8 protein-coding genes are annotated in these 20,447 nt (G+C 58.6%); 3 read left to right on the forward strand and 5 right to left on the reverse strand.

All coding sequences use genetic code 11. The features are described 5' to 3' along the window. Positions 1-8: 8 nt before the first annotated feature. The 4 genes from HEP89_RS23980 to HEP89_RS23995 form a co-directional block, all read right to left on the reverse strand. Positions 9-1,559 carry a 4-hydroxyphenylacetate 3-hydroxylase N-terminal domain-containing protein gene (locus HEP89_RS23980; protein WP_077293064.1) on the reverse strand — a complete coding sequence of 517 codons (1,551 nt, stop codon included), beginning with the start codon at positions 1,557-1,559 and terminating at the stop codon, positions 9-11. Continuing rightward, positions 1,549-15,291 carry a non-ribosomal peptide synthetase gene (locus HEP89_RS23985; protein WP_168693217.1) on the reverse strand — a complete coding sequence of 4,581 codons (13,743 nt, stop codon included), beginning with the start codon at positions 15,289-15,291 and terminating at the stop codon, positions 1,549-1,551. The genes HEP89_RS23980 and HEP89_RS23985 overlap by 11 nt, the downstream gene beginning before the upstream one ends. Positions 15,292-15,361: 70 nt before the next feature. After that, on the reverse strand, positions 15,362-16,732 hold the full coding sequence (locus tag HEP89_RS23990; RefSeq protein ID WP_228148046.1) for an NtaA/DmoA family FMN-dependent monooxygenase: 1,371 nt from the start codon (positions 16,730-16,732) through the stop codon (positions 15,362-15,364). 173 nt (positions 16,733-16,905) lie between these two features. Further along, entirely contained in the window at positions 16,906-17,577 is a 672-nt protein-coding gene (locus HEP89_RS23995) for a class I SAM-dependent methyltransferase (protein ID WP_077293067.1), read from the reverse strand. Positions 17,578-17,858: 281 nt separating this feature from the next. Between HEP89_RS23995 and HEP89_RS24000 the strand changes: the two genes are divergently transcribed. The 3 genes from HEP89_RS24000 (at position 17,859) to HEP89_RS24010 (ending at position 19,844) form a co-directional block, all read left to right on the forward strand. Continuing rightward, the gene (locus HEP89_RS24000) at positions 17,859-18,989 is read left to right on the forward strand and encodes a prohibitin family protein (RefSeq protein ID WP_023004115.1); all 1,131 of its coding nucleotides are present in this window, start codon (positions 17,859-17,861) and stop codon (positions 18,987-18,989) included. Positions 18,990-19,089: 100 nt separating this feature from the next. Further along, the gene (locus HEP89_RS24005) at positions 19,090-19,668 is read left to right on the forward strand and encodes a DUF697 domain-containing protein (protein WP_023004114.1); all 579 of its coding nucleotides are present in this window, start codon (positions 19,090-19,092) and stop codon (positions 19,666-19,668) included. Further along, a complete protein-coding gene (locus HEP89_RS24010; RefSeq protein ID WP_168693218.1) occupies positions 19,668-19,844 on the forward strand; it encodes a hypothetical protein in 177 nt (58 codons plus the stop codon). Before HEP89_RS24005 ends, HEP89_RS24010 begins: the two co-directional genes overlap by 1 nt. A gap of 228 nt (positions 19,845-20,072) precedes the next feature. Here HEP89_RS24010 and HEP89_RS24015 read toward each other — a convergent pair whose 3' ends face one another. Then, a complete protein-coding gene (locus HEP89_RS24015) occupies positions 20,073-20,426 on the reverse strand; it encodes a cupin domain-containing protein (protein WP_168693219.1) in 354 nt (117 codons plus the stop codon). Positions 20,427-20,447 lie beyond the last annotated feature (21 nt).

The raw sequence follows: 20,447 nt of genomic DNA on the forward strand, positions 1-20,447 counted from the left end.
CTTGCGCGTCAGTCTTTCCACGCCGTGTTGCACCAGCCGAATTCATCATAATCATCAAGGCACTGGTCAACAAGCGACAGCATCTGGTCCATTGAACCGTCGCGCCGTGCGATTGCAGGAAGCTGCAGTTTCACCTCTTCATGATTGCCGGCATAATTGCGCTCGTAAAGCTCGTGACGCCCTGCAAATTCCGAGCCCGTGGCGTCCCACAGCAGCTTCATCAGCTTGATACGGTCCTTGTAGCCAACGCCGTTGGAGCCGCGCACGTACCGTTCCAGATAACCGTCGATTTCAGGGTTCTGGAAATCCTTTGCGGAAGACGGCAGATAGATCAGCGCGGACGCGACGATCTTTTGGACAATCTCCTTCACACGACCGTAGGCATCGGGCGCAAGCGCGCGATAGGCCTGCGCGGCCGATAGTCCAGGCAGGAAAGCGCCGTCTGCAAAGGCTTCCGGTGTCCGGGCCATTGCATCCGACAACGACCAGAACAGGTGACGCAGGGCGATCACCTCCCCTTGCAGAACCTGATTTCCGCGAAACTCGTCACCACTGGTGATGTGCAACGCCCTGGTCAGCAGACCGGCGAGAAAGTCCAGCTTCACCGCAAACCGGGTGCATCCGTGGAAACAGGTGCCTTGCAGGTAGCCCGTGTCCATCAGGAAGTCGATCGGCTTGTGTGCAGGCCCATAGACCAGCACGTTCTCCCAGGGCACGAAAACGTTGTCGAGAACGAGAATGGCGTCGTTTTCGTCGAAGCGGGAAGACAGCGGACTGTCGAACGGCGTCGAGGATTGGCTCGCCGCATATTCGTAGGAGTTCCGGCAGATCAGCTTGATGCCCGGCGTCGACATGTCGAGAAAGAACATGAAAGCCGTAGGCGGTTCGTTGGTTTCCGAGACCGCGTGGTGGCTGAGAAAGTTGTAGTGGGTCAGTGCTGCCGAAGTCGCGACAACCTTTGCACCTGAAAGATAAAGCCCCGCGTCTGTTTCCTTGACAACGTGAACCAGGATGTCTTTTGCATCGCTGAAAGGCTTCGCCCGGTCAATCGGCGGATTGGCCACAGCATGGTTCATGAAATAGGTGCGCTGCTGAGCCAGATGATACCAGCAACGCGCGTTGTCTGCGAAAGGCCCATAATAGGCCGCGTTGGCTTCCAGCGTGTTGACGATCGCTGCCTTGTAGTCCGGTGAGCGCCCCATCCAGCCGTAGCTCATCTTTGCCCATTCCGCGATCGCCTTCTGTTGACCGAGCAGGTCCTCTGCCGATCTGGCCACCTTGAAATATCGGTGTGTGTAACCGGTTGGATCGGCATCGGCAGGTGCGGTCAGGACATTGGTGCCGCTATCGTGATCCTGATGCAGGGCATCGTAAAGCCGTGCCAGGGAACGTACCGAGTTGCGAAAGGCAGGATGACCCGTCAGGTCGGTCACCCGCTCTCCATTGAAATAGACACAGCGCTGGTCCTGGAGACTGTCGATGAACTCCGCGCCGGTCATGGGTATCGCGCGCTGTACAGCGTGTTCAGGTTCCACGGGATTGAGGATATCAACCGACATTCTTTAGTCTCCCTTCCGCAACGGCCTGCCTGAACGGCTGATCGCCAAGGTTCATCAAAGCATTCAGCCCCTCGCCGATTTCGCAAAGGGCCTGCTGCGATGTCATTTCATGGTGTGTACAGTCGAGTCCGTGCGCCTCGAATTGTCCGTTTGTCCGGTTTTCCCAGGGATCGGCCTCAACACCCAGCATACGCTTCGTATTGTTCGAAGCGTAATGCACCAGGGGACAGTTTAACGTCTTGGGCCGATAGCCATGTGCGAGCAGCGCGTTGTTTCGGGCGATCCGCAGCATGTTGTTGAAGTCGACTGGGCTGAGGTCTGCCAGAGGATGGGCACTGTCTTCCAGAAATCTCCGGACATCCTCAAAGGAAACGTCTTCGGGTACGCGTACATGCGGATCGAAGCCGATCATTTCAAGGAACGCACCGCGCGCTCCACTATCTGAAAGATCCGGCAACGGGTCTTCTTCGTGCATCGGATAACTGTCCAGAAGAATCAGGAACTCGACGTCTCTGCCGCTTTCTTCCAAAAGACGTGCCATTTCGAAGGCAGCCAGCCCTCCGAACGACCAACCAAGCAACCGAACCGGGCCCGTGCTGGCCACCTTGTTGACACTTGCGACGTAATCGGCCGCCATTTGGTTCAGCGTTGAAGGCAAAACGGCCTCGCCGATGTAGCCGCGCGCCTGAAGGGCGATGATCGGGACATCGGCTGGCAGGACGGAAGCAAGACCGGCATACGTCCAACCAAGACCGAAGCCCGGATGAACGCAGAATAGTGGCGCCTGACATCCTGCCCGCCGGATCTGCAGCACCGGCTCCAGCAAACCGGTCTTGCGACCTTGCCCGAGCGACAGCAAACCGCGCACCGTCGGTGTTGCGAAAATATCTCGAAGGCTGACGTCCAGCCCCATGCGTTCCTTCATCAGTGCCTTCAGGCGTGCGGCGAGCAGCGAATGCCCCCCCATATCAAAGAAACTGTCTTCCGGTCCCGGCACTACGCCGGGCAGCAGTTCAGCGAAGAGATTGCACAACAACGTTTCCTGGAGTGTTGCCGGACTTGTTTCTCCCTGTTTCCAGACAGGATCCGGCAGCGCCAGACGGCTCAACTTTCCATTTGGTGTCAACGGCAATTCCGGGAGTACGATAAAAGCGCCAGGCACCATGTAGTCAGGCAGGTTTCGCTGGAGCACGGAACGAAGCTCAGCAGTTTTGAGTTCAGCCCCTTCTTCCGGAACAACATAGGCAACGAGCGAAGAACCTCGCGCTCCATCCGGCCGGTCCAAGACCACCGCCTTCGCAATGTTTGTCATCGATGCGATAGTCGCCTCGATCTCGCCAAGCTCGATACGATGGCCTCGGATCTTGACCTGGCTGTCTCCGCGTCCCAGGAACACAAGCTCACCGTTGCTTCTGCGATAGACCGTGTCCCCGGTCCGGTACATGCGCGCTCCATGGCCTGCAAACGGATCGGCAACAAAGCGTTCGCTCGTCAGGTCCGAACGCCCGTGATAGCCACGTGCGAGCCCAAGCCCGCCGATGTAGAGTTCGCCGGAAATACCTTCGGCGACAGGCTGAAGGGTCTCATCAAGTACGTAGACCTGCGAGTTCCACAAAGGTTGCCCGATAGACGGAATGCCTGAACTTTCGGTGCGAACAGATGCGCTCACAGACCAGATCGTTGTCTCGGTCGGGCCATAGACATTCGTCACCGGCCCTGCGGCTTGCAGCTGCGACGCTAGTCCGCCGTCCAGAGCCTCACCGCCCACAAGAACCTGCAAACGCGGCAGTGGCCCAACCTCCAGAAGCGACCGCCAGAGCGATGGCGTTGCCTGCATGACCGTTGGTTTTTCCTGGCCGATCCAGTCATGGAGGCGATCCGCTTCGCGCTGATTGCCTTCAAACAGCACTACGCCTGCACCAATCAGCAGCGGGCCGTAGAGCTCAAGCCCGGCAATGTCGAACCCGATCGTGGTCGCGCTGAGCACCTTGTCCTGCGGCAGAAAGCGAAGCTCGGTACTCAGGCAACACAGAAGGTTCTTGAGCCCCTCGCGTGTAACGACGACACCTTTCGGCTTACCGGTCGAGCCGGACGTGTAGATGACGTAGGCCGGGTGCTCGGGATCAATCGGCTGTTTCCGGTCGGCATCGGTCGGGGCCGAAGCGGACATTGCAGCCAGCTCAACACCGGTCACCTCGGCATCCAGCAGCAGAAGCGCCGATGTCGGCGCACCGTCCGTCAAGGCGGCTGCCGTTGCCGTCTCGGAGATCACAAGACGCGGCGCGGCATCGTCCAGCATCATCGCAATGCGGGCTGCCGGATAGTCCGGATCCAGCGGCAGATAGGCGGCGCCCGTTTTCAGCACCGCCAGCAGCGCCACGATCATGTCCGGGTTTCTCGGTAAGGCAATCGCGACCCGGTCCTCAGCACCAATGCCGCGCCGGATCAGAAGATGCGCCAGCCGGTTTGCCCGTGCCTCAAGCTCGGCATAGGTCAGCCGCTCCGTGCTGCCGATAACCGCTTCCCGCGTTCCAAACCGGGAAGCCGTTGCGGAGATCAGCTCCGTCAGATCCCCTTCCGGCAAGGCGTGCCGTGTTGCGTTCCACCGGTCTTGCACAGCCTTTCTTTCAGAAGCCGGCAGCATCTCGAGAGATCCGAGCGGCGCTTCCGGGCGGGAGGCCATCTGCGCCAGTACATTGCACAACTGCCCAAGAAGACTGCGGCCAAGGTCTCCGCCGATCCTTTCTTCCCGGCAATCCAGCCGCAGCAGCAGCCGTTTGCCCGGAACAACCATCAGGCTCAAAGGATAATGGGTCTGGTCATGCACCTCGACACCGCTGATCCGCAGGCCATCCGGCGAAGCCTCATGGGTCTCGTCGCTGAAGGGATAGTTCTCGAACACCACCAGCGTGTCGAACAGGTCTCCAAGTCCCGCTTCTGCCTGGATCTCCGGCAGCCCCAGATGCTGGTGCGGCAGAAGTGCGGCCTGACGGGACTGCAGCTCCTTCAGGAAGGCGGTGACGGGTGTTGCCGGAACAGGCTTTGCCCTTACCGGCACGGTGTTGATGAAGAGACCCGCCATGGTTTCGACGCCGGTGATCTCGGCAGGTCGGCCGGAGACCGTCGTGCCGAAGACCAGATCATCCCGCCCGCAGATGCGGCCAAGCACGACCGACCAGGCACCCTGGAGCACCGTGTTCAAGGTGATGTCCAGCGTGCGGGCCAGGCCTTCCAAGGACCGGGTTGCGTCCTCGCTCAGGAGATCGTCAAAGCGCAGCACCGCACTGCCTTCACCTGACGAGGAGCCGGTGGACGTGTTTGCAGACTGGCCACAGACAGAGGCCGCCAGCCGGGTCGGTTCTTCCAGACCGGACAGAGCTTCTTGCCAAGCCGCTTTCGCAGCCTTCTTGTCCTGCTGCTGCAGCCAGCCGAGATACCGGTCAAACGGCGTTACAGGCGGCAGCCCCCCTGCCCCGCCGGCTTCATAAATCTCCTTCAGCTCCCGCATCAGCACCGGCAGCGACCAGCCGTCGAGAAGAATGTGGTGATTGCTCAACACCAGCCACGCACCGCCGTCCGGACGTTTTACGAGGCAGACACGCAGCAATGGACCTTGAGCAAGGTCGAAACGGGTCTTCCTGTCTTCCCGAAGCAAGAGATCCAGCTCCGCTTCCGGATCTGCGTCCTCGGACAAGTCCACCTGCTCAAACGGCAGCTCGACTTTCGACAGGACCACCTGAACGGGATCGCTCAGGCCTTCGTGGCAGAAGACGGCCCGCAGAGGTGCGTGCCAGGCAACGAGAGCCTGAAGGCTCGCCTCAAGACGCTGCGCATCCACCGGGCCATCCAGGCTGACCACCGTCTGCACCTTGTAGGCATCCTCACCCGTCTCAGCGTCCATCAAGGCGTGAAACAGCAAACCCGACTGAAGGCCCGTCAACGGCCACACCGTCGATAGCAAACCGCCGTAGCGTTGAACAAGCAGGTCGACATCGGCCCGGGAAACAGCAACCAGCGGGAAGTCCGAAGGTGACTGACCACCGGCTTTAGACCAGTTGCCGTGTGCTGCCAGCCGGATCAGAGCTTCTTCCCAGAGAGCCCTGAATTCAGCAATCTCTTTTTCCGAAAGATGTCTGCTGGCAAACCCGAACTCGGTGTGGAGGCAAAAGCCCTTTTCCTCTTCGATCGCCTGACAATCGATGGAAAGCATGTGAGCAAGCGGTGTTGCCGGATCGAATCCGCCGCGCATTCCACCAAAGAACGGCGCCGCGCTCCAAGCACCACCAGCGCCCGCCGGAAAACGACCGAGATAGTTGAAGGCGATCTGCGCCTTGTTTTCGCTCGCAAGTTTGGCGGAGGACTCCTTGTTGAGATACCGCAGCATTCCATAACCAAGGCCATGATCGGGACGTGCGGAGGCTTGCTCCTTGATCTCAATGATGAGCTGCTTGAGGTCCGCGTCGGACATACCGGAAATTCCATTTCCCGCCGTCGTGACCTCCAGTCGTGCCGGAAAGACGCTAGTGAACCAGCCGACAGTTCGGCTGAGGTCCGCGTCTCCAATCGCTTCGCGTCCATGCCCTTCGACATCGCACAGGATCGCCCCCCCCGGTTTTCCAAACCTGGAAGTTTTGAAAGCTCCAACGGCAAGGCCAAGTGCCGCCAGAAGCACATCCTGCGGTCCGCAGCTGTAAAGAGCAGGCAGTCGGGTCAGGATCTGCTCGGTTTCCTCAGCGCTCAGAAGGCTAGCAAGGGACTTCAACGTCTGAACCGTATCCTGCTTGCCGTCCAGATCACCTGCCAGAAAGCGCTCAGTGCCGGATGATAGAAGCGCGCTCCAGTAACCCTCTTCAGATACGCGCGCATCGGAGGCCGCATCGGCTTGCAGCAGCCTGCTCCATCCTGGGAAAGAATTGCTTTCAGGTTCCAGGCTGATCGGGCGGTCGGCCGACCAATCGTCCCAAGCTGTCCGAAGATCCTCGCTCAGGATGCGCCAGGAGACACCATCGATCACCAGGTGGTGCGCCACAAGCAGAAGCAGACCCGGCTCCATGTGGCCACGGTCAAACCAGATGGCACTGAACACCTTGCCTCGGGAAAGAGACAAGGCCTCAACTGCGGCGGCATGCTGTTCTTCCAGGAGATCTTTCAGCCCGTTTTCGTTTTCGACCTCACTCAGGCTGATGTGCTTTATAGGGAAAACGTCAGTGAACTCGGCAACCGGACCAATCTTCATCGCCGGGGTAGTCTTGTTCGCTCGAGCCCGCAGCATCCCGTGCCGCTGAACGATTGCCCCCAGAGCTGTTTGCAGGAATTCGGCATTTACCCCTTTGGGAAGCATCAGACAGGTCGACTGGAAAAAGCCGTCGGCGGGACCACCCAGTTCTGCAAACCAGCGCAGGATTGGCGTCGGCAAAACGGTATCTGGCTCGAACTCCTTCAGTTCATTGACTTCCGGTCCTTCAAGCGTCCTTGCCACGCTCGCAAGCTTTGAAACCGTCTTGTGATCGAAAACGTCTTTCGGTGTTGCCTTGAGACCCTTTCGACGCAACAGTCCAACAAGCCGGATTGCCGATATGCTGTCGCCGCCGAGACCGAAGAAGCTGTCGTCGAGCGTGGGAGGTGTAATGCCGAGCGTTTCGGCAAAAGCGGCGGCTACCGCCTGCTCTGCCGGAGACTGCCGTCTTGTTTCTTCAGCTCTTTGCGGGCGGCTGGGTGCCGGCAGGGCCTTCCTGTCGATCTTGCCGTTCGGAAGCCTTGGCAAGTAGGGCAAGAGGTCTATCTGTGCCGGAACCATATAATCCGGCAGACGGTCGGCGCAGTAGCGCTGCAGCTCTTCTGCACTTGGATCCGATCGTTCCTGCCCGATCACATAGGCAACAAGCCTCGAAGCGCCCTTCCGGTCGCTGTAGACGCTCACGAGACATTGGGCGACATCGCTGCGTTCCAGAAGCACGCGTTCGATCTCGCCCGGCTCGATACGTCGCCCCCGGACCTTGACCTGCGCATCACTGCGGCCCAGGAAAAAGAGATTGCCGTCTTCCGCCCGATAGACGAGATCCCCTGTTCGGTACATTCGCCGTCCGGCACCGGCGAACGGGTCGGCGACAAATCTGGAAGAGGTCAGATCCGCAAGGTTCTGATAGCCCCGCGCAAGGCCGGCACCGCCGATGTAAAGTTCTCCAGCCACACCGTTCGGGACGGGCTGAAGCGTTTGATCAAGAACGTAGAGGCTGGAATTCCAGATCGGCAACCCGATGGGCGCGATATCGCCTTCCTGAACAGGTGTCAGCGGCAAGCTCATGGAACCGCACACAGTCACTTCTGTAGGGCCGTAAGCATTGACGAGGCAACAACGGTCAGACCATCTGCGAACTTCCGGCACGCTGATGGCTTCACCGGCCGTTACCAGCACACAACCTTCGGGAAGGTCTGTCGTCGACATCACGCTCAAGAGGCTCGGCGACAACGTGATATGCGTTACCCTTTGCGCGTACATGAATGTCTTCAGGGCTGCGGGATCTGTGAATGCCTGTCTTGGCCAGATCACAAGAGTCGCACCGGAGACCAGTGCCGTGGCGATTTCCGAAAAGGCGGCGTCGAAACTGAAGGATGCGAACTGCGCGACCCGAGACTGTTCCGAAATCGCAAACCGTTCGATCTGGGCATAGGCGAGATTTGAAAGCCCCTCGCGTGTAACGACGACACCTTTCGGCTTACCGGTCGAGCCGGACGTATAGATGACGTAGGCCGGGTGCGCGGGGTTAATCGGCTGTTTCCGGTCGGCATCGGTCGGGGCCGAAGCGGACATCTTGGCCAACTCGGACCCGGTCGCGTCGGCATCCAACAGCAGAAGCGCCGATATCGGCGCACCATCCGTCAAGGCGGCTGCTGTTGCCGTCTCGGAGATCACAAGACGCGGCGCGGCATCGTCCAGCATCATCGCAATGCGGGCTGCCGGATAGTCCGGATCCAGCGGCAGATAGGCGGCGCCCGTTTTCAGCACCGCCAGCAGCGCCACGATCATGTCCGGGTTTCTCGGTAAGGCAATCGCGACCCGGTCCTCAGCACCAATGCCGCGCCGGATCAGAAGATGCGCCAGCCGGTTTGCCCGTGCCTCAAGCTCGGCATAGGTCAGCCGCTCCGTGCTGCCGATAACCGCTTCCCGCGTTCCAAACCGGGAAGCCGTTGCGGAGATCAGCTCCGTCAGATCCCCTTCCGGCAAGGCGTGCCGTGTTGCGTTCCACCGGTCTTGCACAGCCTTTCTTTCAGAAGCCGGCAGCATCTCGAGAGATCCGAGCGGCGCTTCCGGGCGGGAGGCCATCTGCGCCAGTACATTGCACAACTGCCCAAGAAGACTGCGGCCAAGGTCTCCGCCGATCCTTTCTTCCCGGCAATCCAGCCGCAGCAGCAGCCGTTTGCCCGGAACAACCATCAGGCTCAAAGGATAATGGGTCTGGTCATGCACCTCGACACCGCTGATCCGCAGGCCATCCGGCGAAGCCTCATGGGTCTCGTCGCTGAAGGGATAGTTCTCGAACACCACCAGCGTGTCGAACAGGTCTCCAAGTCCCGCTTCTGCCTGGATCTCCGGCAGCCCCAGATGCTGGTGCGGCAGAAGTGCGGCCTGACGGGACTGCAGCTCCTTCAGGAAGGCGGTGACGGGTGTTGCCGGAACAGGCTTTGCCCTTACCGGCACGGTGTTGATGAAGAGACCCGCCATGGTTTCGACGCCGGTGATCTCGGCGGGTCGGCCGGAGACCGTCGTGCCGAAGACCAGATCATCCCGCCCGCAGATGCGGCCAAGCACGACCGACCAGGCACCCTGGAGCACCGTGTTCAAGGTGATGTCCAGCGTGCGGGCCAGGCCTTCCAAGGACCGGGTTGCGTCCTCGCTCAGGAGATCGTCAAAGCGCAGCACCGCACTGCCTTCACCTGACGAGGAGCCGGTGGACGTGTTTGCAGACTGGCCACAGACAGAGGCCGCCAGCCGGGTCGGTTCTTCCAGACCGGACAGAGCTTCTTGCCAAGCCGCTTTCGCAGCCTTCTTGTCCTGCTGCTGCAGCCAGCCGAGATACCGGTCAAACGGCGTTACAGGCGGCAGCCCCCCTGCCCCGCCGGCTTCATAAATCTCCTTCAGCTCCCGCATCAGCACCGGCAGCGACCAGCCGTCGAGAAGAATGTGGTGATTGCTCAACACCAGCCACGCACCGCCGTCCGGACGTTTTACGAGGCAGACACGCAGCAATGGACCTTGAGCAAGGTCGAAACGGGTCTTCCTGTCTTCCCGAAGCAAGAGATCCAGCTCCGCTTCCGGATCTGCGTCCTCGGACAAGTCCACCTGCTCAAACGGCAGCTCGACTTTCGACAGGACCACCTGAACGGGATCGCTCAGGCCTTCGTGGCAGAAGACGGCCCGCAGAGGTGCGTGCCAGGCAACGAGAGCCTGAAGGCTCGCCTCAAGACGCTGCGCATCCACCGGGCCATCCAGGCTGACCACCGTCTGCACCTTGTAGGCATCCTCACCCGTCTCAGCGTCCATCAAGGCGTGAAACAGCAAACCCGACTGAAGGCCCGTCAACGGCCACACCGTCGATAGCAAACTGCCGTAGCGGCTGCTGACAATGCTCAGATCTTCCTCGCTGATCCATCCTGACTTGAGATCAGTTCCGATCTCCGGCAATTGCTGCCTTTGCGCAACCGTTGCCAGCTCTGCAGGGGTCTTGTTGCTGAAGACATCTCTTGCCGAAAACACCAGCCCTGCTCGCCGTGCTCGGCTGACCAGTTGAATGGAGAGAATACTGTCGCCGCCAAGTGCGAAGAAGTTGTCGGCAGGCCCTACGGTTTCCAGACCCAGAACATCAGCAAACAACGCGCAGATATCGGTCTCGGTTTGCCCCGCGGGTACCTTCGCTCCATCGCCGTGAATTTCAGGCGCAGGCAGGCGCTTGATGTCCAACTTGCCATTGGTCGTGAAAGGAAGTTGTTCCAGAAGAACAAAATGGGCTGGCACCATGAATGCAGGGAGTGTCTCGGCAAGCCTTTTTCGCAAGCCTGCAAGATCTGGTTCTCCTGTCCCCGTACCAACCACATAGGCAACGAGTTTCTTTTCCCCGGGCCTGTCTTCACGCACGATCACCGTGCACTGGCCTATGTCCGACTGCCTACCGATAGCGTTTTCGATTTCCTGCGGTTCGATACGGAAGCCATTGATCTTGACCTGGTGATCGGCACGTCCGACGAAGGTCAGCAAGCCGTCACTGCGCCAGCGCACCAGATCCCCGGTGCGATACATTCTGCTGCCTGCGGGCCCCGCGGGATCGGCAACGAAGCGCTCGGCCGTCAGACCGGTCCGGTCGAGATAGCCAAGCGTCAGGCAGTCACCGGCCAGGTAAAGCTCGCCCACCATGCCGATACCGACAGGTTGCAGGCGGTCATCCAGAATTCGGACGCTACAATTGTCACGTGGCAACCCGATGGGAACCTTGTGCGCGGATTTCTCCAGCGTGTGCATTGCATGCCAGGTCACAAAGGTCGTGCCCTCTGCCGGGCCATAGCCATTGACGAACCGCGTCCCTGGCGAAGCTGCCGTTGCACGGCGCAAGGCTTCTGCGGAAGCCGCCTCACCACCTATCAGCACTGAACTCAAAGGCTTGAATGCTTCGGGTTTTTCACCTGCAATGATGTTGAAAAGACGTGTCGTGATGCAGGCTGCAGATACCTTGTGCTCTTCGACCAGCCGCGCAATCGTTTCAGCATCGAGAATGCCAGGCGGCGCGACGAAAAGCTCCTGCCCCAACATGAGCGGTGTCCAGATTTCATAGGTCGAAGCGTCAAATGCATAGGGCGAATGCAGCAAGACCCGCTCATGAGAGCCTTCCGGCCAGCATCCGTCGAGCGCGAGGGCCTGAATATTGCGGTGGCTGATCGCGATCCCCTTCGGCCTGCCTGTGGAGCCGGAGGTGAAGAGAACGCAGGCGATCTGTCCATTGGTGATATTCGGTAAGGTCTCCTTTCCCGCCGCCACTTGCAGGTGGCTGAAAGGAACGCAGGGTGCATCATTGAAACTGACTGATATCGCGTCTTCACTGTCAGTCAGCACGAGGTGGGCCCGGGTGTCGGCAACGAGCTGTTGAAGCCTGTTGGCAGGATCGTTCCTGTTCAAGGGAACATATGCCCCGCCTGCCTTCACGATCGCGAGCGTTGCGACGACAAGATCAATGGAACGGTCCATCAGGACCGCGACCCGTGCCCCAGGTGCAACACCCCGGCGGAGGAGGTTTTGCGCAACGCGGTCCGACAATGCATCGAGCTCGGCGTAGGAAAGCGTGCGGATCTGGCTGGAGAGAGCGACCTTCTCGCCCTTTTCCCTGGCCAACAGACGAAACCGCTCGGGCAAAGACATTTCGATCGCAGCTTTTTCGACCTGCTCGCCTTCGCACAAGGCGGCAAGACGTGACGCTTCGTCGGGATCGACAATCATGAGGTGGTCGATCCGTTTGTCCGGATTTTCCACGGCTGCGCGAAGTAGATCGATGAAACGCCGGGAAATATTGCCTGCAACCTCCCGATCCAGGAGATCTGTCCGGAATTCGATCCGCCCGTCGATACCGCCTGCGCCTCCGACCTCGTCGCGATGAGCAGTCAGGTCGAAGGAAAGATCGAACTTTGAGGCTTCGACAGGCACGTCTTCAACTTCGCAGCCCAACCCCGGCAAGGTAACAACAGTCGCTCCTGCCATATCGAGCGCCAGAACAGTTTGGAACACCGGATGAAAGGACAGGTCCCTGCGTGGAGCGACCTTGTCGACCACGAGTTCGAATGGCACGTCCCGGCGGGAATAGGCGGCAAGGTTCCGCTGACGCGTATCGGCTAATAACTCGCGAAAGGTCGGTCTGCCGGAAAGATCGCTCCGGAGCGCCAGCATGTTGACGAAGAGGCCTATGGTTTCTTCGAAAGAGCTGTCCGGGCGGCCATCGACAGGCGTTCCGATGACGATGTCTTCCCCTGCGCCGAGCCGCGACAAGGTCGCAGCCATCGCAGCCTGCAGTACCATGAACAGGCTGGTCCGAGTTTCGGTTGCCAGTCGCTCAAGCTTGCAATGAAGCTCTGGCGGGATCGCGACGGCTACTCCGTCGCCTTGCCAATAGGTATTCTTTCGTTGCCCTTCGGCACAAGGCAGATCAACGCAATCCGGAGCGCCTGCGAGGTCTTCGCTTGCTTCAGCAAGACGAGCGGCAAGTTCCTGTTCTGCTGCCCCGGACAGCCGGGTATGCTGCCAACTTGCGAAGTCGGCATATTGGACTGTCGGCTTTTGCCAGACAGGTTCCTTGCCGCTCATTCTCGCCGCAAAGGCCGTCTCGAAGTCGGCAAGCAATGGGCGCAGGGCGCCACCGTCAATCGCGATATGATGCACGACAATCTGCATCATGCATTGCGGTTCAGGACCGAAATTTTCGTCCGTAACGATCGACACTCTCACCGGCAGGTCCTTGCGCAGATCGAACGGCCTGGAAGACTGACGGGAGAGCTCTGACCGGCCTTCAGCTGCCGGTACTGAAACAATCCGGATGACATCTTCCGAAACGAAACCCGTACGGATGTCCTGATACGGCGCTCCGGCCCCGTCTTGCGGATAAACGGTCCGCAAGACTTCGTGCCTCTCGATAACGTCTGACCAGGCTTGCCCAAGAACGGACGGATCGACAGCACCGGAAAGCCGGAAGCGGTAGACCAGATTGTAGGAAGTATCTTCCGGGTGAAGTCGCTGCAGGAACCAGAGACGCTTTTGAGCAGAAGACAGCGGAACCTTGTCGGGTCGCGCAACGGATTTCTGTTTCAGGGAACATGGTTTCGCTGCCCCTATCAGACGGGCAAGCGCAGCCGGTGTCGGCGCGTCGAAAATCTCGCCTGGAGCGATCTGCACGCCAAATCGGTCTCTCAGTCGATAAGCAAGACGAGCGGCCAGCAGTGAATGCCCACCCAGGAGAAAGAAATTATCCTGTACTGAAACCGAGTGGGCGCCGAGCAGCTCTGTAAATGCCTCACAGATTGCGGTTTCAAGGTCGCTCTGCGTTCCGCTTGCGCTCCGCCCAGCCGTCGGCACCGGATCCGGCAACGCTGCCCTGTCCAACTTTCCATTGGGTGTGAGCGGAAGTGCATCGAGAGCCATGATCGCCGACGGCAGAAAGGCTGGAGGGAGAGCTTCTGCCAAGGCAGCCATAAGCCTTGCGATATCCTTGTCGGCTCCCACTTCCCAGACAACATAGGCAGCAAGATAGACGTCCGTGTCGTCACGTCGCTTCGCAACGACAGCCGAGCGGGCAACCTCCGGCAATCTGTCCAGGGCTGCTGCGACCTCTCCCGGTTCGACACGAACGCCGCGTATCTTCACCTGATGGTCGGAACGCCCCAGATATTCGTAACCACCGTCAGGCATTCGCCGCGCAACGTCGCCTGTTCTGTAAAGCAAGGCACCAGCGGGCCCAAAGGGCGAAGCTACGAACCTTTCTGCGGTCTTGTCCGGTTGGCGATGATATCCAAGCGCAAGACCTGTGCCGGTTATGTAGAGTTCACCGGTCTCTCCGTCGGAGACAGGCTGAAGCAGATCGTCGAGCAGGTAGACGACTGTTTCCCGTATAGGGTTGCCGATGGCAATTTTCCTGTCTGCATCACATCGCGCCCAGAGGCTGTCCCCCGCAGCTTCTGACGCACCGTAGAAGTTGAACAAGCGGGCGTCTGGCAGTTTTTCGCAGAATTTTTGCAGAAGACTTGATGGTAGAGGCTCGCCACTCGTGACCCAGGTCCGGCAGACCTTCAAGTCTGGCAAACAGTCGTCCTCGAGAAGACTTGCCAGCAGGCTCGGCACAACGGTCAACCGCGTGACGGCAAACGTCGCCACCGTCTCTGCCAGTCGCCTCGGGTCAGCGGAAACATTGCCGGTTGCAAGGACGACCGCACAGCCATTGCACAAGGCGCCCAACAGCTCCGTCGACCCGTCAATGAAGTTCAAGGAGGTCTTGAACAGCGTTCGCTCACCTGGCGCGAAGGGCAAGGCTTCCGATATCCAGGCCAGCCTGTTGGCAAGAGCGGCCTGCCGCCCGAGAACGCCCTTGGGCCGCCCGGTGGAACCGGACGTATAGACCAGATAGGCAGGATCATCGCCAGTCAGCCGGCGAACAAGATCACCACCCACAGGTGCGGTATCAGGCTGTCCGGCGATGTCCCGGCTCAGCGAACCGTTTCTGAGAAAGACCGCCCGCGCTGTCTGACCAGCCGCCTCAACGACGCCGGCGACCGGTTGTTCCGCAAGGATCAGATCCGGTTCTGCGTCTTGAAGCATGTCAATCAGACGCTGTCGAGGATAGGTCGGATCGAGCGGCATGTAGCACGCTCCGGTCTTGATCACGCCCAGCAGGCTTACGACGAGGTCCGGCCCGGTAGCACAGCCGAGTGCCACGATCTTGCCAGGCCCGATACCCCGGCCGATGAGGTACCACGCGACACGGTTCGCCTTCCGGTCCAGTTCCTCGAAGGTCAGAACCTTATCCGGCAGTATCAGTGCCGTGTCACCAGGTCTCGACTTCACCTGCCTGGCAAAAAGTGCGCGAACAGAATCAGTCTCATTGTCCGATGTTGCTTCCAACGGCAAATGGCTGGCATCCGGACGCGCAATGCTGCCTGAGGCAGCCTTTGCCCTTGCTGTCTGGAAACCACTTTCGCGGGATGTCATTGAGATCAACTCCGTCGAAGAATTGCCGTTTCTGTTTTGCTTGTCCGGCCGAAACCGAATTGAAATATCGTCAGCCTTGCAGCCCGAGGCGCTGCCTGAGTGTCAAAGGGTCGTGCCCCGCCGGCCGTACGTGCCCTCGCTGGCGGAGAATTGGCACGACGGAGCGGGAAAACTCGTCAAAGCTTCCGGGAAAGTGGGTCGGGGTAATCACGAAGCCGTCGCAAGCGCCGCTTGTAAAATAGCTCTCAAGCTGATCGGCCACCTGTTCCGGCGTTCCGACAAGACGCGGCGTCGACGTGCTCCGCGCCATCCGAATGGCAATGTCGCGAAGCGTCCAGAGCCTTCCCCTGTCCTCTTCCCGGATCCTCTCCAACCAGGGAAATGCGGCTCCGCCATCGACAGCCGCCTTGTTTGGCGACTTGCCAGAACTCTCCAACACCTTGTCGATTGGCGTATCAGGATCGAAACCTGTCGCGTCGACGCCGATCATGCCCGACAGAAAGGCGATGGCGACATCCGGATGGATCAGCTCGTCCAGATATTCGGCCCGCGCTTTTGCAATGGCTTCGGTTTCACCGATCACAGGCTGCACCGCCGTCAGCAGGAATATCTTCTCCGGGTCGCGCCCCATCTCTGCAGCCCGGCGGCGAACATCGGCACGCAGTTCCGACATGCCCTCGGCATCTGCCTGAATGGCGAAAACGACATCAACCCATTTGGCGGAAAAATCACGACCCCGCGGAGAAACGCCGACACTCATCAGGATCGGTTCACCGTCCGGTCCGGCGGGAAGTGACAAGGGACCTCGAAGTTTGAAGCGTTCGCCTTCGTGATCAATGGGATGGATCTTGCCGGTGTCCGCGTAAAGCCCGGACGCCTTGTCGCTTACCAGCGCGTCCGGTTCCCAGGACTTCCAGAGCTTGCGGCAGATCTCCAGGATCTCTTCCGCCCTGTCATAGGCTTCGGGAGAAATGAGCTTTGGGAAATGACCGAAATTGTGCCCGTTGCTCGGACCAGCGGAGGTTACGACATTCCACGAGATCCGGCCCCTGCTGAAATGGTCCAGCGTACTGAGCGTACGGGCCAGATGATAAGGTTCCATGTAGGTGGTCGATAGCGTGACGGTAAAACCGAGCGACTTCGTTACCGAGGCCATGAGGGAAACCAGCAGGTTCGGGTCATGGCGAATGGCACCAACCGCACCGTGTTTCAAAAAGGTTTCGTAGTTGTCGTTCAGTCCGGTTGTCACGCTGAGCGATTCTGGAATGAATGCGAGGTCGAACCCGCCCCGTTCCAATGTGACCGCCGTATCCTTGAAGAGATCGGGATCACAGAAATCCGTTTCGCTGTACGGGTGGCGCCACATGCCGGCGAAATGGCTTCCAGGCACCAGAATATACCCGGCCAGAAACATATGACGATTTGCAACACCAGAACTCAAATCACCCCCCAAGACCGGCTTTAAGCAAAGTAATCGATCGTTTAAATTCGCTACCTACTCACTTTTCATTCTCATGATCTAACGGCAGTAAAAAACAATTCACGAATTTTTCGCAGAAGATAAGTTAATTTTTATTCACATTCGTCGTTCAACATATCTCTTTTCGACGTTTACTAAATTTTTCGAAAAACCCTCAGGGTGTTGCCGTAAAAGACCCTTGGTATTTCGAGACTCTCGACCAGTTCAAAGCCCGCAGCCCTTACCTGCTTCTCAACTTCTGCGGTTTTCACCTGCTTCACCCATTCACCGGAAAAAATCAGGTCATCGATATTGTGGGCCAGGCGGCGCCAGAAAGGTGCTTCGACCATATCCTTGAAAAGAAACACTCCTGCGGGACCGACCCGTTTGATCGCCTCTTCAACAGCCGTCATCCGTTCAGGTTCGGCAACATGGTGCAGCACGTCGACCATGGTCACCACATCGAAGCAGTCGTCCGGCAGCTCCGCGAAGCTGCCAATTCGCAGGAAGGATACTTCCGCTGAGTGCCCCGTTCTCCCCGCTGCCTTGCGGGCCGAGGCAAGAGCGCCTTCGTGGACATCGCAGCCGGTTGCTTCGCTTATCCTTCCGGATGCCAGCAGAATCGCCAGCAACGCGCCATTGCCGCAGCCTACATCCAGAACCTTTGCATTTGCTGGAACATGCCGCTCCATCTCTTCGAATGGGCAAACGTAGGGCCTGGCGGAGATCAGCTTGCGCAAGAGCCTTGGCTCATAATCGTAAAGGTCGAAAAGGAACCGGCTAAGGTCCTTGCGATCGAAACTGAATGACTCTGTGCTGGCTGACACTCACCACTCCCATAGTCTGTTTCGATCTTGGTTTCACAAACCGTGAAATTAACCATACGTTGTAGTGACGCAACGCTACACAACACAACTTAAGCAAATTCTTTGGCTCTTGCCTAGCTCAAGAAACACGCTTGCCACAGAGTTGTTTTCTTGCAACTGTGCTGCAATTGACGCAGACAAGACTGCTCGGAAAGCATTGAGAGTTCTTGTTTTTATGCGTTTCTTGGCCGCTAGGTCACTTTAACGAGCTGCGGAGCCGTTTCAATTCCTGGGAGCGCTGAATGAGCGTTGCGGAAGACGACGTCGAAGTTGGTAAGCCGAAAAAGAAGCCGCGCAAGATCCACAGGATGAGCCGGACCGACAAGGCCATCGCCTATCTGCTGCTGCTTGGTTTCGTCTCGATTGTCTTGTGGCCTCTGACGTTCTTTGTCATCGGGCCGGGTGAAGTCGGCGTCCTGTTCAGAACCCTCACCGTCGGCACCGAAACCAGGTTTGTTTATCCCGAAGGCATCAACATCAAATGGCCGTGGAACCGCATCTACCGGTACGAAGTCCGCATCCAGAAACAGGATGAAACGGTCCACGGCCTGGCAGCGGACGGCTTGCGCATCACATCCGATATTTCGGTTCTGTATTACCCGAAGGCGGATAATGCCGGCAAACTGCATCGGGCGATCGGGCCGGAATACGCCGACCGTTTCGTCCGCCCGACCGCCGTGGAAGCGGTTCGCTCGGTGATAGGCAAATACGACCCTCATGAGCTTTATCAGGTCGACATGACGCGCCTCGAAAAGGAAGTCATGGAGACCATTGAAGCCAACAATCAGGATCTCATCGTCTTCGACCAGGTTATCATCCGGCGGATCGAGCTGCCGAAGGAAATCAATCAGGCGATTTCACGTAAGCTGACCGAGGAACAGAACGCCCTCGCCTATGAATACGTGCTGGAACAGGCCCGCAAGGAAGCGGAGCGCAAGCGGATCGACGCCATCGGCTACCAGACATTCTACTCGATTGTTGCAGATGCCCTGACGCCGCAACTGCTGACCTGGCGCGGAATTGAAGCGACCGTCGAACTGTCCAAGTCCAACAACAGCAAGATCGTGATCGTCGGTGGCGGGAAAGATCAGCTTCCGCTCATCCTGGGCAGCGACATTGCAAACCAGCCGAATTTACCAGCGCCCGCTCCGGTTAATCCGCAGCGCTACCGATTGCCTGATTTCGATAACCTGCCACAGCTTTTCCCGAACGCTCCTACAGCAGAGGCAGATACATCTCAGGATCAGGAGACACAGCTGAGGCCTGACGAAAATTCGACCGGCGACAGTACATCAAGCGAAAGCACGACGTCAGGTGAGACCGCGCCTGCTTCGAATGATCAAAACACGGAAAAGCCGCAAACTGACAATTGATACCGCGCTGATTGTAAGATTGAAATCGGACCACACTCAAGCTACGCTCACGTAGAGTAAGCAGCGGGGAGCTGCGACGCTGAAGGAAGGAAACTGTGAAATGACAACGAAGTCCACTCGCACAAGTTCCGCAAAATCAGAAGCTGAGGACACTGTTGATGCAGCTGAAAAGCTGGCAGATGGCAAGGCTCAGACCGAAAGTGCTCCGCTGACCCCGGAAGAACGCACGCTGGCAGCCGAAAAGATCATTCGGGACCATGTTATCGTCGGCACAGGTACCGGCCTCATTCCAGTTCCGATCTTCGATCTCGTCGCCGCAATCGGAACGCAGCTCAACCTCATCCGCAAGCTGGCAGCCGTTTATGACGTGCCATTCTCGGAAAATCGCGCAAGAACCGCAGTAACCACGCTTCTGGGAAGTCTCGGCGGTGTCGGTGCGGGAACCTTTATTGCCACCAGCTTCATGAAGACCATTCCCGTGCTCGGCACTGCGCTCGGTATCGTTGGATCAGGCGCTACGCTTGGTGCCTTCACCTTTGCCGTCGGCAAGGTATTCCAGCAGCATTTTGAAACCGGTGGAGATTTCCTGAGTTTCGACGCGGCTGCCTACAAGGAGCATTTCAAGAAGATGGTGAAGAAGGGCGAAGACATCGCGGAAGAGAAGTCGGAAGCCGCCTGATGTTTGTCGCACCACTGGTCATCTATCTGCTCTTGTGTGTCCTGGTCGGTTACCGCGGTCGGGACACACGGCTTGGTTCCTTCGGCTGCTTCCTGGCAGGCGTGGTGCTGACACCCGTTCTGGTGTTCGTCATCCTGTTGCTGACAGAACCTGCCGGTTTTCAGTCGCAGAAGTAAACTGACCGAAAAGCATCGAACCGGAGAGCACTGCTCCCTGTTTCCCTTCGGTTGGCCTCCAAAGCCACATCAGCTTGCGAGGAGTACAATGCTGTTGTGGCACTCCAAACAATAGCTTAGCAAACTTCCCTGACCTGCCCGAACTCCGAGAGGTCTGGGTACGCGCCCATATGCGTTTACAGCTAATCCTGGACAGTCACGTCGCTCACTTCCAGGGATGACCCATTGTCAGGCCGGCAGGCGGATCACAAAAAGCTTGCGAGTGGTTTCAAGGACTTCCCAGGTTCCGGAGAAACCGGGCTGAAGGACAAAGCTGTCTCCGGGGCCAACTTCCCGGGTGATGCCGTCCTTGTCGGTCAGCACCGACCTGCCGGAAAGGATCGAACAGAACTCCCACTCGTCATAAGAGATTTTCCAGGCCCCCGGTGTTGCTTCCCATACGCCCGAGAACAGGGTCTCGTTGTCCGTCGTCTCAACCAACCAGGTGGTAAACTTAGGATCACCCGCAATGACCTTTTCCGGAGCTGGCGCATCTTGTTCGGGAGCGATGTCGTCTAGATTGAACGGCAGGAAGGCGTGCATGCGGGTCTCTCTGTCAAAGAT

This window comes from Labrenzia sp. 5N (assembly GCF_012395805.1).
In the GTDB taxonomy this organism is placed as follows: Bacteria; Pseudomonadota; Alphaproteobacteria; order Rhizobiales; family Stappiaceae; genus Roseibium; species Roseibium algicola.